Here is a 16,027-nt window from a genome sequence, read left to right on the forward strand (position 1 = left end):
GTTCCAAAAGAAAATGATGAAACCGCATCACTGCGGTCTCATCCATCGAACGGACGGCGCTCCTCTTCACCGTCCCTGTCTTATTTCGCGTCCTTCAGAGACACGAAGTAGCCGGGCTTGTAGTCAAGCGGCAGGAAGCGGGCATGCAATTCCTTGAAGGTCGCCTCCGGATCGAGGTCCTTGAAGAGATCAGGATGCAGCCACTTGGCAATTTCCTGAATGGCGACGAACTGGTAGGGATTGTTGTAGAACTGGTGCCAGATGGCGTGGACATTGCCGTCCTTCACAGCCTGCACACCGGTAAAGGCCGGGCGCTTGGTGAGGTTTTCCAGCTTGCGATGGGCTTCCTTCACATCCGCGCCATAACCGACGCCGACCCAGTTGCCGCCGGGAACGTAACCGTTCCAGTTGCCGCCGGTGATGATGATCTGCTCGGGATTGGAGGCGATGATCTGCTCCGGATTGACGGTGCCGAAGGTGCCGGGAATGATGTCCTTGGCCATGTTGATGCCGCCGGCAAGCTCGACCATCTTGCCGAAATTCTCGTTACCGAAGGACATGCAGCAATCGTCGGAATAACCGCCGGCGCGCTCGACGAAGACGACGGGCTTCTTCGGATTGGCCTTGGCGAGCGTATCGGTGACCTTGGCAATGGAGTCAGCACGGAACTTGATGAAGTCCTCAGCGATCTTTTCCTTGCCCGTCAGCTTGCCCATCAGGCGCATGCTCGGCTCGGTATTTTCCATCGGCTTTTCGCGGAAGTCGACATAAACAAGCGGAATACCGACCTTGGCGAGCTTCTCGATGTAGCCTGCCTCTTCGGTCGCCGTCTTGGCGTCGATATTCATCAGGATCACGTCCGGCTTCAGCGCAACCGCCTGCTCGACGTCGAAAGTGCCGTCCTTCATACCGCCGAAGGTCGGCAGCTTGGCGATCTCAGGATATTTGGCAAGATAGGCGTCATAGGTTTCCGGATCGGCTTTCGCCAGATCGTCGCGCCAGCCGACCACGTGCTGGAAAGGGTTTTCCTTGTCGAGCGCCGCGAGGAAATAGATCTGCCGTCCTTCGCCGAGGATGACGTGCGAAACGGGAACATTAACTTCGACATCCCGGCCGGTCACATCCTTGACGGTGACCTTTTCGGCCAATGCCGGCCAGGCGGCGGATACGAGAAGGCCAAGGGCAAGTGCCGCAGATTTGGCTGAGATGCGCATCGGATATTGCTCTCCAGTGTTGACTGGCGGGGCTGTATTATTTTCTGACTGTACTAGTCAACATTTATGTTTTAGAGCCATTCTCAACTGACCGGCGCACGGGTTGAAGACCAAATGATCGACACTATTCAATATGGCAAAAACGACAGCCTGAGAGATGAAATCAAAGCCTACTGGTCCGGCCGCGCCGCGACCTTCGACCTTTCCCCCGGACATGAGATTTTTTCCGAAGATGAGCGCGAAGCCTGGCATGCCCTGCTTTTGAAGCATCTGGGACCGGGAGAAGGCCGCAAGGCGCTTGATCTCGCCAGCGGAACCGGCGTCATTTCGCACCTGATGGACGATCTCGGTTTTCAGGTCACGGGCATGGACTGGTCGGAAACCATGCTGGCGCTCGCCCGGGAAAAAGCAAAAAGCCGCGCTCGCAACATCCGCTTTTTTGTCGGCGATGCCGAAAATACCATGGAGCCGGATGAAAGCGCCGATGTCATCATCACGCGTCATCTCGTCTGGACACTGGTGGACCCACAGGCGAGCTTCGCCGAATGGTTCCGCGTACTGAAACCGGGTGGACGGCTGCTGATCGTCGACGGCGATTTCGTCAATGTCGGCTGGCGCGAAAAACTCGTCAAGAGACTGGCTGCGGGCCTCGAACGCGCCGGCCTCGTGAAGCCGGACCAGCCGCACAAGCCGGCGGATCCGGGCAATACGTTCAACAGCATTCTTTCACGGGTCTATTTTTCCGACGGAGCGCGGGCTGACGATGTCGCGGCACTGTTGCGCGCCACGGGCTTCGAGCCCGTCGCAGTCGATCAGGAGCTAAAGGCCATCCATCGCGCCCAGTCGAAAAATTTCAGCCTGCTGAAGGGCATCCTGCGCGGCCTTCAGCACCGTTATGCGGTCTGCGCGGTGAAGCCGGATATGTCCGCGAAAGGCTGAGGACGACCAGAGCCGTCTCATTTTTCGGCCTGCTCAAAGAGATCGTCCAGCCGGGGTTTCGCTCGGCCGGGCACATCGATTTCCCTGTAGCTCTGCGGCAAGGTCGCCTCGCCCACCTTGATCAGCATGACCATGCCCATGCCGTAATGCGGCGAGCATTTGATGCCATAAAAGCCCGGCCTGTCAAAACCGGTCTCGAATTCGTCGTTGATGCGGCTCTTGAAGCCTTCGGCGCCTTCAGGAACCATACCGTCGATGGTCGCGGCATTGTGGCTCTTGTGGGTCGGCACGAAGCGCACACGGTCACCGGGTGCGATCTCCAGAAAATCGGGCTCAAACACCATCGGGCCTTTTTCGCCCCGGTTCAGCATTTTCACCTCAAAGGTTTCGGCCATGGCATGCAAGGGAAGGCCCGTGGCCAGCGCCAATACAATTCCGGCCAGAGCATTACGCCGCTGCACGCCAAGGCGAAGCTTTTTCAATCTCGTCATCGTGCCAATACTTTCTTTGCCTGATCGGCCATCCCATGGGCCGGCAGAAAACGAATATGGGAAAAGCCGCCTTCATCCGTGGTGACGACGGACTGCACCCCGAAAACATCGGCGATCGTCGCCGATGTGAGCACCTCGCGCGGTGCACCGGCCGCAATCACCTGCCCCCGATGCATGATGGCGACGCGGTCGCAGAACATGGCGGCGTGATTGAGATCATGCAGCGCCGCCACGACCGTCAGCCCCTGCCTGCGAACCAGATCGAGCAGACCGATCTGGTGGCCGATATCAAGATGATTGGTCGGTTCGTCGAGCAACAGAATGTGCGGTTCCTGCGCCAGGGCGCGGGCGATATGCAGGCGCTGGCGTTCGCCGCCGGAAAGGTGATGCCAGTATCGTTCCGCCTTGTCCGCCATGTCGACATTGTCGAGCGCGGCATTAGCGATGGCGTCGTCATTGGCCGACCAGGCGGAGAGCGGACCGAGATAGGGGGTGCGTCCAAGTTCGACGGCCTGTCGAGCCGTAATACGCTCGGTGGTTTCGGCCTGCTGCTCCACAAAGGCCAATCGGCGGGCGAGATCACGCCGTCCGAAGGAGGCAAGCGCGTCGTCACCAAGCGTGACGTGGCCACGGCGCGGCTTGCGGATACCGGCCAGCATGGAAAGCAGCGTGCTTTTGCCGGAACCATTCGGGCCGATAATGCCCAGAAACTCCCCGGAACCGACATCGATGGAAACACCCCGGACGATATCGACATTGCCGGCATGGAAATGCAGGTCGTGAGCGGACAATCTCATGATCGCCCCCTTTTCTGCCCGAGAATGAAGGCAAAGGCCGGCGCGCCGACGAGCGCGGTGATGACCCCGATCGGCAGCACCTGACCGGGAATGACGATGCGCGAGAGAATATCGGCGACGATCATGAAAACAGCACCGGTCAACGCCGTCACCGGCAGCAACATGCCATGGCGAACGCCGACGAAGATGCGCGCCGCATGCGGAATGACAAGACCGACAAAGCCGATGGAACCGACCAGCGACACCATCACCGCCGTCATGATCGCCGAAACCGAGATCAACACCGCATAGGTCCGGCGCACCGGAATTCCGAGCGAGGCGGCGGCCTGACCGCCGAAAGCGAAGGCATCCAGCGCCCGGGAATACCAGAGGCACACCGCAAGACCAGCGATACTGACCGGCAAAGCCATCCAGACATCGGGCCAGCGCACACCGGAAAGATTACCGAGAAGCCAGAACATGATGCCGCGCGCCTGTTCGGCATTGGCGGATTTGGTGACGATGAACGAGGTCATGGCATTGAACAGCTGCGAACCGGCCACGCCGGCCAGAATGATGGCGCTGTTGCCATGGCCGGCGCGCACCGCCAGAAGGCTGACCAGCGAGAACGCAACAAAAGCCCCGATCAGCGCCCCCACCGGCATGGTCAGAAAGCCTGCCCCGATACCCAGAAGCGCGACCGCCACCGCTCCGGTGGATGCGCCTGCGGAAATGCCGAGAATATAGGGGTCGGCCAGCGGGTTGCGCAAAAGCGATTGCAGCACCGCACCGGCAAGCGCCAGCGAAGCGCCGCAACAGGCGGCGACAACGGCGCGGCTCAGACGGTAACTCCAGACGATACCCTCATCCAGCGGCTCCAGCGGGTAACCGGCATGGAAGACACGATTGGCGATGGTTTTCGCCACCACGTCGAAGGGAATGGCGGTCTCACCGATGGCCGCTCCGGCCATCAGCGCGACGAGCAGCAGGGCGAGCGCGGCAAAAGCCAGCCCCGCCCTGCCGAGATTGACGGAAAAACCGTTCACTTGGCGAGACCGGCGGCCGAAATCGCCTCGGCCAGCGTTTCAATGCCTTCGATCGTGCGGATGGTCGGGTTCATCGCCTGCGCATCCATGTCGAAGACATGGCCTTGCTTGACGGCGGGCATGATGCTGGCCACGGGGTCGTCCGCGAGGAACTTGTGCTTGACGGCAACGTCATCGGCCGGGAAACGGCGGCGATCCATCTTGCCAGCGACGATGACGGACGGATTGGCCTTGGCGATGGTTTCCCAGCCAACGGTCGGCCATTCCTCATCGCTTTCGATGACATTCTTCAGCCCGAGCGCCGACATGATGTAACCGGGCGCGCCATGGCGGCCCGCCACATAAGGGTCGATATCCAGTTCGGCGCTGGAGAACCAGAAGACGGCGGAAATCTTGCCATTCGCCGAAGCGATCTTGGCGCGGGCTGCCTCCTCACGTTTCTTCAGATCGGCGACAACCTCTTCGCCGCGATCCTGCACGTTGAAGATTTTCGCGAGATCGCGGATTTCCTGATAGATCAGCTCCATGGTGAAGCCAGTCTTGCGCACGCCGTCACCGCCGCCGGAATTATCCTTGCCGACGCAATCGGCAGGCGAGGTATAAACGGGAATACCGAGTTCGGCGAATTGCGCCGGTGTTCCGACAACACCTTCGGGGCCGATCTGCCACTGGAACTGCGTCGTTACGAGATCGGGCCTCTTGCCGACAACGGCCTCAAAACTCGGATCATTGTCGGCCAGCCGCTCCACCTTGGCGTTGGCCTCCTCGTAACCCTTCAAAACCGGGCCGATCCACAGCGCCGTACCCATCACCCTGTCGGCAACGCCCAGCAGATAAAGGACCTCGGTCGTGCTCTGGCCAACGGATACCGTGCGGGCGGGCGCCTGTTTGAAGGTGATGTCCTGACCGCAGCTGTTGATCGTCAGGGGATAGACCGTTTCGGCAGCATGAGCGGAAGCGGCAGGCAAAACCGCAAGCACAGCGGCCAGAAGGCCGGCATAGGCCGGCAGGCGTCCAGGATTAAACATGTGTTCTCCAGTCGAAATTAAATCGCTTGTTCCAGAGCAGCAGGCGTTAGAACGCGCAGCAACAGCGGAACGTCTTGTACGGAGAACAACGACGGGACGCAAACCAAATGTTATGAAATAACATTACAATTTCCTCCTCCGGGCTTCCCCGCCCGTAACGATGGTTCATATTTTGACGGCAGGTCTCCTGGCTCACGGATTTGCGCCGTTCATCTGCCTTCCCGCATTCCGGAGAATGCAGTGGCATGACGCCTTTAAGGCGTCACGGGGATGAGCGGCAATCCGCTTACAGTTGCGGGGGCAGCCACGGCATTGGGCGATGAAAATCACCCGCACCATGTTCCCTATTAATCCCTTCGCCTTTCGGCTGCAGGAACCGTCGTCTTCTCACATAAGGGGCAAGAGGCGAGGCGTCAATCGCCAAAGAATGTCTCCCAAGGGTGTGAAAACTGTCCTGCGACAAACGCATGCACACGACAGGAACCCAAAATGCGTGACATGAATTCGATGGGAAGCGGCGTGCTTCAGCAAAGGGATGGGCCTGCCAGAGCAAAGATACCAGCAGAGCCGGTGCCTGCCGGCTGCGGTGCATTTTTTGACATCGTCGTCAGTGTTTCAATCACCACCAGCCCGGATTGCGCCAGAAAATCGGTGAAAAAACCGTCATCGCGCACGGCATCGAGCCGGACAAGCTGGTCGTCGAGATCGGCAAAATGCCGCCTGACCAGCGCGACTGCCTCGGCTTCCCCCTCTGCAACCACCGGGCCGATGATGTGGCCCCGCCCTGCCGCCCGCCGCAGCGCGAAGGCGGCCAGACGATCCGCCTCGAACAGGCCATAGCCGGTGTTTTCCCGCAGGAGACGCTGCAGCACGCCCCGGCGTGAAACGCCGAAAGCCTCCCGGTCCAGATCTTCCACGGCGGACAGATGATCTTCTGAAACCGGCTCGATCCTCTGTTTCTTGCCAAGCTGCGGCGTTTCAGTGGTGCAGCGGGCCTTGCCGCGCAGAAGATGCACCCTTTCCGTATCTCCGGTAAAACCGAGCCCCGCAAAAAGCCGCCGCGACCCCTCCGTGGCATTCAACCGCAAGGCAGCGGCAGGATATTTCGCCACAAGCTGCCTGACCAGCCAGGGTGCTACGCCCTGCCCCTGCAGGCGTGGGGAAACGATGACCATGCCAAGCGTCGCAAAAGCCCGATCATAGGGAAAAAGCATGGCGGTCGCGACAACCCGGTTGATCTCGTCCAGCGCCGCAAGGCCGACACCGCATTGGCGCAGGAAACACCATTCATTGGCATGATACCGCCATCCGACAGCCATGGAGAGGGCATGCAGGTGATCCGCCTCCACATCCGCGATATCCACGGTCCGCAACTCGAAACTATCGACTTTGAGCAGCTCCATAGCAAACGGCTCTCATTCCCTCCGGCGCGGAACCTTCGGTCCCGGCAGCCCAGCCCATGACATCCGAAGATAACCGGCCCTGCCGGCAGGAATTTTCTGAAAGCACTGGAAGGACACAACAATCTACCGAAATCATCGGCATTTCAGCAGATAAACGCCGCCGGCCACTCTAAGCTTCTGCGAGGAATAATCCGGCCAGCATAAACGACCGGCCAGTAGGGACGACCAGCGGGGACGACCATGAACGCAATCGAAATCCTTGAGCGTCTCGTCGCCTTCCCGTCCGTCGTCGGCACCGCCAATGGCGATATTGCCGGATGGATCGCCGACTACCTGGAAAGCCAGGGCGCGAAAGTCTCGCTGTTGCCGGGTCCGGAGGGCGACCGCGCCAATCTCTTCGCCACGTTCGGCCCGGCCGATCGCGCCGGTTATATCCTCTCCGGCCACATGGATGTGGTGCCGGCCGGAGAACCGGAATGGTCTTCCGATCCGTTTCGGTTGAGAACCGAAAACGACCGGCTTTACGGGCGCGGAACCACCGACATGAAAGGGTTTCTCGCCACTGTGCTCGCTGCAGCACCGGCATTTTCGCGCATGGCGCTTGAACGGCCGGTGCATATTGCCTTTTCCTATGACGAGGAGGCGGGCTGCCGTGGTGTCCCCCATCTCATCGCCAGCTTGCCGCAGCTTTGTGCCCCGCCGGCGGGTGCCATCATCGGCGAACCCAGCAATATGCGCGCCGTTCGCGCCCATAAGGGCAAGGCCGCAGCGCGCATCACCCTGCGCGGCCGGTCCGGCCATTCCTCACGCCCGGATCAGGGGATAAACGCCATTCACCTGATGACCGGCATCATGGCAAAGGCGGTCCAAACCGCCGATACGCTGACGCGGGGACCTTTCGAGGCGACCTTCGAGCCGCCCTATTCCTCGCTGCAGATCGGCACGGTCAAGGGCGGGCAGGCGATCAACATCATCCCCGATCATTGCACCATCGAACTGGAAGCGCGGGCAATTTCGGGCGTCTTACCACTCGCCCTGCTGGAGCCGGTACAAAGCGCCGTCGAAGCGCTTGCCGCAACGGGCGTCGATATCGAATGGACACCGATGAGCGCTTACCCCGCATTATCGCTTCCAGCCGAAGCGCCGCTTGCTTTGCTTCTGGAACAACTGACCGGCACCCCCAACCTCGCAGCCGTCAGCTACGGTACGGAGGCCGGACTTTTCCAGGCGGCGGGAATAGATGCCATCATTTGCGGCCCGGGCGATATCGGCCGCGCCCACAAGCCGGACGAATTCATAACCGAGGGCGAACTTTTCGCCTGCCAGTCGATGCTGGAAACACTCGGCCGCCGCTGCGCCGCTTAACCGAATGACGGATTTCAGATGACGTTTCTCTTCAATTCCGACGCAAAGCGCGGCGAAATCTTCCGGCAGGCTCTCGCCACCGAACTGCCGGGCCTGCCGTTTTCAATTGATGCCGCCACTGTCGATCCCGATGCGGTGCGTTACCTCATCACATGGACGGTGCCAGAGGATATCGCGCGTTACCGCAATCTCGAAATCCTGTTTTCGATCGGCGCAGGTGTCGACCAGTTTCACATCGATGCAATCCCGGAAACGGTGAAGGTCGTGCGCATGGTGGATGAAGGCATCATCCGTATGATGCAGGAATATGTCTGCCTCGGCGTGCTTGCCCTTCACCGCAACCTGCCGGCCTATCTGGAACAGCAGCGCCAAAACCTATGGAAAGCCCTGCCGGGCCAGCGGCAGGCGGAGGAATGCCGGGTCGGCGTTCTCGGCCTCGGCATGCTGGGCGTTGCGGCACTGGAACGGCTGAAACCTTTCGGTTTTCCGCTTGCCGGCTGGAGCCGTTCTCCGCGCAAGATCGATGGCGTCACCTGCCACCACGGCGATGATGGGCTGAAAGCCATTCTTTCCACCAGCAATATCCTCGTCTGCCTGTTGCCGCTGACGGACGAGACCACCGGGCTTCTAAATGCCGAGCGCCTTGGCCTGCTGCCGGATGGCGCGGCTTTCGTCCATGCCGGGCGCGGCAGACAGCTCCACCATGGCGCACTCCTCGATGCACTCGACAGCGGCAGGCTTTCCGGCGCGGTGATAGACGTCACCGATCCCGAGCCACTGCCTGGGGACCATCGTTTCTGGACCCATCCGAAAATCCTCCTGACGCCGCATATTGCCAGCGTCACCCAGCCCCATTCCGCCGCCCGCACCGTCGTCGACAATATCAAACGATACGAATCCGGCCTCGAGCCGCTCGGCCTTGTCGACCGCAGCCGCGGATATTGATCATCCGCCTATTTCAGAAAGGAAAATCCATGCCGCTTCTCAAGCCTATCGACACCAATCCCGATTTTGAGCCGAAGGCCTCCAAGGCCCTCCCGGAACGCCTGATCGCCGGCGACCCTTCATTCAAGACTTGGGCGCTGGACGAAGCCCGCGATGGAACCGTAAAGACCGGCATATGGGAAGCGACCCCGGGCGAAAGCCGCTCGATCAAAGGTGAGACCTTCGAGTTTTGCCATATTCTGGCCGGCGTCATCGAAATCACCCCTGATGGCGGCGAACCGCAGCGTTACACGGCAGGCGACAGTTTCGTCATGAAGCCCGGTTTCGTCGGCGTCTGGAAGACCATCGAAACCGTCCGCAAGATCTACGTCACCGTGAACGGATGAGGTAAAACCCGCCGTTTTTCGAGATCGCGCATGGTAGCGGTCAGAAACACACGACAGGCAGCGCGCCGCAAAAGATTGCGCTGTCTGTCGGTGACAAAACGGGATTTTCATTCATCGCCCGCGCCACAGTCGGTCGATTTCGCTTGGCGGCAGGGATTAGCTTTAAGGGCATATCCACAGAGGATTTCCCATGACGCTCAGCTTCGATCCAGACAGCCTGTCTTTGCCAATCGGCCATTTCATCGGCGACCGGCTGATCCCGGCTAAAGACGGCATCGACATGCACCGCCCATCGGACGGCATGGAATATGCCGGCTGCCCGAAGGCGGATGCGACGCTGGTGGATGAGGCGGTGCAAACCGCCAAGGCGGCGCTGAAAAGCAGCAACTGGGGCGGCGTGCGGCCGCGCGAACGCACCAAGGTCTTGCAGCGCTGGGCCGACCTGATCGAAGCGGAAGCCGAGACCTTGGCGAAAATCGAGGCGCTGTCCTCGACGCGGCCGGTGGGCCAGTTGATTGCCGGCGATATCGCCGTCACTGCCGAGCAAATCCGCTTCTTCGCCGAATTCGCGGACAAGGAAGGCGGCGATCTGGTGCCGACCGACGACACAAGCCTCGGCATGATCATGACCGAGCCCTATGGCGTTGTCGGCGCGATTACGCCGTGGAATTTCCCCGTCTCCATGGCCGGCTGGAAGCTCGGCCCGGCGCTGGCGGCCGGTAATGCGGTAGTGCTGAAACCATCGGAAATGACGCCTTTCTCCAGTATTTTCATGGCGCAACTGGCCATCAAGGCAGGGCTGCCCGCCGGTCTTATCAATATCGTGCTGGGTGATGGGCCGGTGACGGGCAACGCCATTACTGGACACCCTGAAATCTCCAAGGTCAGTTTCACCGGCTCCACCGCTGCGGGCGCTGCCATCATGGCCAATATCGCCCGCACCGGCATCAAGCCCATGACGCTGGAACTCGGCGGCAAAAGCCCGCAGCTGGTCTTTGCCGATGCGGATATCGAAAAGGCGGCAGCCGCAATCGCCGGCAATATTCTTTCCAATGCCGGGCAGGCCTGTGTGGCCGGCTCACGCATCATCGTCGAAGAAAGTGCGGCAGACGCCCTTTCCACTGCCATCATCGCCCGCATGAAGACGGTCAAGCCCGGCCCGACCTGGGACGAAGCCACCCAATATTCCCCGATCATCTCCGAAGTGCAGCGCAAGCGCATCGACGGCATCGTTCAGGCGGCCGTCGCCCATGGCGGAGAATGCCTGACCGGCGGTGCGAACATGGACGGCCCCGGCTATTTCTACCAGCCGACGCTGATCACCAATGTCGACCAGACCTCGCCCGCCGTCACCGAGGAAATCTTCGGCCCGGTGCTGACGCTGCAGACCTTCCGGACGGAAGAAGAGGCTCTGGTGCTTTCCGACCATCCGACTTACGGTCTGGCGGCGGGTCTTTTCAGCCGCGATATCTCGCGTGTGATGCGCCTGTCGCGCGCCATCCAGGCGGGAACGATCTGGGTCAACCGCTATGGCCGTTCGCGCGACCACATATTGCCGACCGGCGGTTACAAACGCTCCGGCATCGGCAAGGACCTCGGGCGGGAGGCCTATCTCGCGAACCGCAAGAGCAAAAGCGTCCTCATTGGACTGTAACAGGGGAAAAGTCTTGAAAACGCATCGCATCGCACTCATTCCCGGAGACGGTATCGGCAAAAGCGTGACGGACGCCGCATGGCAGGTTCTCAACGCCGCCGCCAAAAACTCCGGTTTTGCGCTTGAAGGCACCGAATTCCCCTGGTCCTGCACCTTCTACAAGGAAACCGGGGCGATGATGCCGAAGGACGGCATCGAAACGCTGCGCGGCTTTGACGCCATTCTGCTCGGCGCAGTCGGCTGGCCGGCGCAGGTGCCGGACTCGGTTTCGCTACACGGCCTGCTGCTGCCGATCCGCAAGGCCTTCGTGCAATATGCCAATATCCGCCCGCACCGGCTTCTGCCCGGCGTGCAGGGACCGCTGAAAAAGGATGGCTTCGACATTCTCTGCATCCGCGAAAATACCGAGGGTGAATATTCCGGCGCAGGTGGGCGCGTGCATCAGGGCACCGATGACGAGGTGGCCGTTGAGACCTCGATCTTTACCCGCAAGGGCGTGGAGCGCATCCTGCGCTTCGGTTTCGAACAGGCGCAAAAGCGGCGCGGCAAGCTTGCCTCCGTCACCAAGTCGAACGCCCAGAAATATTCGATGGTGTTCTGGGACGAGGTAACGCAAAAGCTCGCCGCCGAATATCCTGACGTCGAGGTTTCCAGCTATCACATCGACGCCATGGCGGCGCGCATGGTGATGGCTCCGGAAAGCCTCGATGTCGTAGTCGCCTCCAATCTCTTCGGCGATATTCTGACCGATCTGGGTGCTGCCATTCAGGGCGGCCTCGGTTTTGCCGCCTCCGCCAATATCAACCCTGATCGCAGCGCGCCGTCCATGTTCGAGCCGGTGCACGGTTCGGCTCCTGACATCGCCCATCTTGGCATCGCCAATCCCATCGCCGCCATCTGGTCCGGCGCGATGATGCTGGAGCATCTCGGCGAAAGCGATGCGGCAGCAAAGATCATGACGGCGCTGGAAACGGCGACTGGCCGGGGCGTTGGCACAGTGCCGGGCAAGGATAAGACGGATGCCATAACGGCTGCGGTTCTCGCGGCACTCGACTGATTTCGGAGAGAGATGATGCAGGGATTGAAGGACAAGGACCTTTTTCGCCAGACAGGTTTGATCGGCGAAGCATGGAAGGTTGCGGCATCGGGCAAGGTGGTCGACGTGATCGACCCGGCAACGCAGGCGGTGATCGGCACCGTGCCTGACATGGACGGCGCGGAGACCCGCGCGGCGATCGAAGCCGCCAACGCCGCCTTTGGTCCATGGAAGAAGAAAACCCATGCGGAGCGCGCTGCCCTTCTCGAAAAGTGGTTCGCGCTGATGATCGAACATGTCGACGATCTTGGCCTGATCCTCACCACCGAACAGGGCAAGCCGCTGGACGAGGCGAAGGGTGAAATTCGCTACGGCGCATCCTTCGTCAAATGGTTTGCGGAAGAAGCCCGACGCATCAGCGGCGGCACCATCCCCTCGCCGACTCCGGATCGGCGCATCGTGGTGCTGAAGGAGCCGGTCGGCGTCTGCGGCATCATCACGCCGTGGAATTTCCCGAATGCGATGATCACCCGCAAGGTCGCGCCGGCACTTGCGGCCGGCTGCACCGTGGTCATCAAGCCTTCGGAATTCACCCCCTATTCGGCCCTGGCGCTTGGCGTTCTTGCCGAACGGGCCGGCATTCCCGCAGGCGTCATCAACATCGTCACCGGCATGCCGACTGACATCGGCAACGAAATCATGGCCAATGAGACCGTGCGCAAGATTTCCTTCACCGGCTCCACCCGCGTCGGCTCACTTTTGATGCGCGGCGCTGCCGACAGCATCAAGCGGCTGTCGCTGGAACTCGGCGGCAACGCACCCTTCATCGTGTTCGACGATGCCGATCTCGATCTCGCAATCGAAGGCGCGCTGATTTCGAAATTCCGCAATGGCGGCCAGACATGCGTCTGCGCCAACCGTATTCTCGTGCAGTCGGGCGTTTACGACGCCTTTGCGAAAAAACTGGCTGACCGTGTCGATGCCATGCGGGTCGGCCCCGGAACGGAGCCGGGCGTTGCCATCGGCCCGATGATCAACGAGCCGGCCATCACCAAAATCCGCGCGCATATCGACGACGCTGTCTCCAATGGTGCGACGATCATCACCAGACCGCACGATCTGCCTGATGGTCCGCAATATACCGCACCCGTGGTGCTGACCGGCGCTACCACGGCCATGCGGCTGGCGAATGAAGAGACCTTCGGCCCGGTGGCGCCGCTTTTCCGTTTCGAGACCGAAGAGGAAGCGCTCGCCATTGCCAATGGCACACCCTTCGGCCTTGCCGCCTATTTCTACACCGAAAGCCTCAAACGCGCCTGGCGTGTGGGCGAAGCACTGGAATTCGGCATGGTCGGCCTCAACACCGGTGCGATCTCCACCGAAGTCGCCCCCTTCGGCGGCGTCAAACAATCCGGCCTCGGCCACGAAGGCGCGCAGGTCGGTATCGAGGAATATCTGGAAATGAAGACGTTCCACATCGGTGGGCTTGTCTGAGCCTTCAGTCTTTCTCCCCGCCTAAAGGGCCGCTTAGCGGCCCTTCTTTTTGTGAGCGTGGAACTGAAAAACCGTAGCATTTACACTCCGTCACCCCGGACTTGATCCGGGGTCCAGTGCGATCAAGTCCTTGATCGCAGAAGACTCTTTCACCGCGCAGACGCGCGGTGGCTGGATGCCGGATCAAGTCCGGCATGACGGAAGAACAAACAGCCCCCTTACTGAAACTTGTCCAGCATCTTGTAATAAAACCCCACCAGCGGCAGAAACCACGGCTTGCCGAAATGGCCCGGCACCGCCGGCCAGTCCAGCCCTTTCAGCGGGTTATTGTCCGGCCGTCCCAGAATGGCGTCGGCCATGATCATGCCGAGATGGGTGGAAAGCTGCGCGCCGTGGCCGGAATAACCCATGGCGTACCAGACACCATCATGAAAACCGGCGCGCGGATAACGATCCTTGGTCATGTCCACCAGGCCGCCCCAGCAATAATCGATAGGCACATGGGAAAGCTGCGGGAATATGCGATGTAGGGCTTCCGTCAGAATTGCTCCGCTCTTGGCGTCCGAACGCTGGTCGGAGGTTGCGGAAAAGCGGGCACGGCCACCAAAGATCAGCCGATTGTCTGGCGCGAGCCGGAAATAATTGCCGATATTCATGGAATTGACGTAAGTGCGATTGCCCGGAACCGAGGCCCTAACTTCCGCATCCGTCAGCGGCCGCGTGGCGATGATGAAGCTACCGACGGCGATGATGCGGCGGCGGAAATAGCTAAAGCCGGAGGGCGTGTAAGCGCCGGTCGCCACAAGAACATTGTCGGCCGTCACCTTGCCGCGCGTGGTTTCCAGCTCGTGGGTTTTGCCGTTCTGGATGTGCTTCGTCACCGCCGCATTTTCAAAGATCACCGCACCATGGCGACGGGCGGCCTCGGCAAGGCCGGCCACATAACGGCCCATATGCATCATCGCGCTCTTCTTCGAAAGCATGGCGCCATAAAAGGGCGAGCCGATCTCCGCCTTGAGATCGTCGACAGACAGAAGCGCCGTATCGGGGTCGACCTCGGCATGGACCGCCTCGAAGTTTTTCGCCAGCCCCTCGAAATGCTGCGGCTTCGAGGCCATTTTCAGTTTGCCGGCCCGGCGGAAATTACAGTCGATGCCTTCCTCGGCAATCAGACTTTCCAGCGTGTCGATTGAGGCGTCCAGCGCCTTGTAAAGTGCGATCGCCCGCTCCTTGCCGAGTTCGGCTTTGGCGGAGAGATAAGAATGGGCAAGACCGTTGTTGAGGTGGCCGCCATTGCGGCCGGAAGCGCCCCAGCCGACACGCTGCCCTTCAAGGACAATCACGCGTGCGCCAGCCTTGGCGAGCTGGCGCGCCGCACCGAGACCGGTGAAGCCGCCGCCGATGACGGCCACATCATAGTGGCCTTCCACAGGACCTTCCGCCGCCCCCGCGAACAGGGGGGCGGTGTCGTGCCAGTAGGAGACGAGCTTCATGGTCCGATCCTTTTCTTAAAGTCCGACGACGCCCGCAAGACCACCGATATTGGCGATTTCCACGTAACCGTAATAGGGGTTTGCCGGTTCATGGCCGCGGTTCACCCAGACCTTGTTCTTGATGCCGAGATCGTGGGCAGACATCAGATCGTAGCGGAACGACGAAGAGACATGCAAAATATCTTCCGGGCCGCAGCCGAGCATGTCGAACAAATATTCGAAGGCCTTGAAATGCGGCTTGTAGGACTGCGCCTGTTCGGCCGTATAGACGGCATGAAACGGTGCGCCAAGCTTTGCGACATTCGACATGATCTGCGAATTCATGGCGTTGGACAGAATGACCAACGGAATTTCCTTGGCGACCTTTGCCAGACCGGCTGGAACGTCGGCATGCGGACCCCAGGTGGGAACCCGCTCGTAGGTCATTACGGCATCCTCGTCCTTGAAGGAAACGCCGTTGCGTTTGCAGGTGCGCGACAGGGCATTGTGAACAACCTCGGCGTAAGGCTTCCAGTCATCCATGACCTCGTCAAGACGATAGGCCGAGAAGTTCTTGATGAACTCCTGCATCTCAGGCTCTCCCAGGCGATCGCCATAAAGATCGCGGGCAGCTTCTGCCATCTGGAAGTTGATCAAAGTACCGTGGCAATCGAAAGTGATATATTTGGGGCGGAAGATGGTCATGTCATCGTCATCCTTGCTTGGGGATCGGTGGTGGCCTCGATAATAAGATCATAATGGCCTTTGCCCGGTCGGC

15 protein-coding genes and 1 riboswitch are annotated in these 16,027 nt (G+C 60.4%); of the genes, 7 read left to right on the forward strand and 8 right to left on the reverse strand.

What is annotated here, in order from left to right; all coding sequences use genetic code 11:
* Nucleotides 1–80: 80 nt before the first annotated feature.
* Nucleotides 81–1,214 carry an ABC transporter substrate-binding protein gene (locus tag CFBP6623_RS17295; protein ID WP_046801417.1) on the reverse strand — a complete coding sequence of 378 codons (1,134 nt, stop codon included), beginning with the start codon at nt 1,212–1,214 and terminating at the stop codon, nt 81–83.
* Between the two features lie 114 nt (nt 1,215–1,328).
* On the opposite strand from CFBP6623_RS17295, the gene CFBP6623_RS17300 reads away from it, so the two are divergent.
* Nucleotides 1,329–2,153, forward strand: a complete 825-nt coding sequence (locus tag CFBP6623_RS17300) for a class I SAM-dependent methyltransferase (protein ID WP_046801418.1) — start codon at nt 1,329–1,331, stop codon at nt 2,151–2,153.
* Nucleotides 2,154–2,170: 17 nt separating this feature from the next.
* Here CFBP6623_RS17300 and CFBP6623_RS17305 read toward each other — a convergent pair whose 3' ends face one another.
* The 5 genes from CFBP6623_RS17305 to CFBP6623_RS17325 form a co-directional block, all read right to left on the reverse strand.
* Nucleotides 2,171–2,644 carry a pseudoazurin gene (locus CFBP6623_RS17305; RefSeq protein ID WP_046801419.1) on the reverse strand — a complete coding sequence of 158 codons (474 nt, stop codon included), beginning with the start codon at nt 2,642–2,644 and terminating at the stop codon, nt 2,171–2,173.
* Nucleotides 2,641–3,441: an ABC transporter ATP-binding protein gene (locus CFBP6623_RS17310; RefSeq protein ID WP_080842807.1), complete on the reverse strand. Its 801-nt coding sequence runs from the start codon at nt 3,439–3,441 to the stop codon at nt 2,641–2,643. The genes CFBP6623_RS17305 and CFBP6623_RS17310 overlap by 4 nt, the downstream gene beginning before the upstream one ends.
* A complete protein-coding gene (locus tag CFBP6623_RS17315; protein WP_046801421.1) occupies nt 3,438–4,466 on the reverse strand; it encodes a FecCD family ABC transporter permease in 1,029 nt (342 codons plus the stop codon). Before CFBP6623_RS17315 ends, CFBP6623_RS17310 begins: the two co-directional genes overlap by 4 nt.
* Nucleotides 4,463–5,494, reverse strand: a complete 1,032-nt coding sequence (locus CFBP6623_RS17320; RefSeq protein ID WP_046801422.1) for an ABC transporter substrate-binding protein — start codon at nt 5,492–5,494, stop codon at nt 4,463–4,465. Before CFBP6623_RS17320 ends, CFBP6623_RS17315 begins: the two co-directional genes overlap by 4 nt.
* Nucleotides 5,495–5,654: 160 nt before the next feature.
* A riboswitch (cobalamin riboswitch) is annotated at nt 5,655–5,890 on the reverse strand.
* Nucleotides 5,891–6,018: 128 nt separating this feature from the next.
* Nucleotides 6,019–6,897, reverse strand: coding sequence for a GNAT family N-acetyltransferase (locus tag CFBP6623_RS17325; protein WP_046801423.1), 879 nt, complete (start codon nt 6,895–6,897; stop codon nt 6,019–6,021).
* A gap of 240 nt (nt 6,898–7,137) precedes the next feature.
* On the opposite strand from CFBP6623_RS17325, the gene argE reads away from it, so the two are divergent.
* The 6 genes from argE to CFBP6623_RS17355 all read left to right on the forward strand — a co-directional run bounded on the left by argE (nt 7,138) and on the right by CFBP6623_RS17355 (nt 13,777).
* A complete protein-coding gene (argE, locus tag CFBP6623_RS17330; protein WP_046801424.1) occupies nt 7,138–8,262 on the forward strand; it encodes an acetylornithine deacetylase in 1,125 nt (374 codons plus the stop codon).
* An 18-nt stretch (nt 8,263–8,280) separates the two neighbouring features.
* The gene (locus CFBP6623_RS17335) at nt 8,281–9,207 is read left to right on the forward strand and encodes a 2-hydroxyacid dehydrogenase (protein ID WP_046801425.1); all 927 of its coding nucleotides are present in this window, start codon (nt 8,281–8,283) and stop codon (nt 9,205–9,207) included.
* Between the two features lie 29 nt (nt 9,208–9,236).
* A complete protein-coding gene (locus tag CFBP6623_RS17340) occupies nt 9,237–9,593 on the forward strand; it encodes a cupin domain-containing protein (protein ID WP_004438300.1) in 357 nt (118 codons plus the stop codon).
* A 190-nt stretch (nt 9,594–9,783) separates the two neighbouring features.
* Nucleotides 9,784–11,247, forward strand: a complete 1,464-nt coding sequence (locus CFBP6623_RS17345) for an aldehyde dehydrogenase family protein (protein WP_046801427.1) — start codon at nt 9,784–9,786, stop codon at nt 11,245–11,247.
* Nucleotides 11,248–11,260: 13 nt separating this feature from the next.
* Nucleotides 11,261–12,304 carry a tartrate dehydrogenase gene (locus tag CFBP6623_RS17350; protein ID WP_046801428.1) on the forward strand — a complete coding sequence of 348 codons (1,044 nt, stop codon included), beginning with the start codon at nt 11,261–11,263 and terminating at the stop codon, nt 12,302–12,304.
* Nucleotides 12,305–12,319: 15 nt separating this feature from the next.
* A complete protein-coding gene (locus CFBP6623_RS17355; RefSeq protein ID WP_046801482.1) occupies nt 12,320–13,777 on the forward strand; it encodes an NAD-dependent succinate-semialdehyde dehydrogenase in 1,458 nt (485 codons plus the stop codon).
* Between the two features lie 218 nt (nt 13,778–13,995).
* Here CFBP6623_RS17355 and CFBP6623_RS17360 read toward each other — a convergent pair whose 3' ends face one another.
* Both CFBP6623_RS17360 and CFBP6623_RS17365 read right to left on the reverse strand, forming a co-directional pair.
* Complete coding sequence (locus CFBP6623_RS17360) at nt 13,996–15,270, reverse strand: NAD(P)/FAD-dependent oxidoreductase (protein ID WP_046801429.1); 1,275 nt, start codon at nt 15,268–15,270, stop codon at nt 13,996–13,998.
* Nucleotides 15,271–15,285: 15 nt separating this feature from the next.
* Complete coding sequence (locus CFBP6623_RS17365) at nt 15,286–15,954, reverse strand: haloacid dehalogenase type II (RefSeq protein WP_046801430.1); 669 nt, start codon at nt 15,952–15,954, stop codon at nt 15,286–15,288.
* Nucleotides 15,955–16,027: the final 73 nt, after the last annotated feature.

The sequence above is a fragment of the Agrobacterium tumefaciens genome, from assembly GCF_005221385.1.
Taxonomy (GTDB): domain Bacteria; phylum Pseudomonadota; class Alphaproteobacteria; order Rhizobiales; family Rhizobiaceae; genus Agrobacterium; species Agrobacterium tomkonis.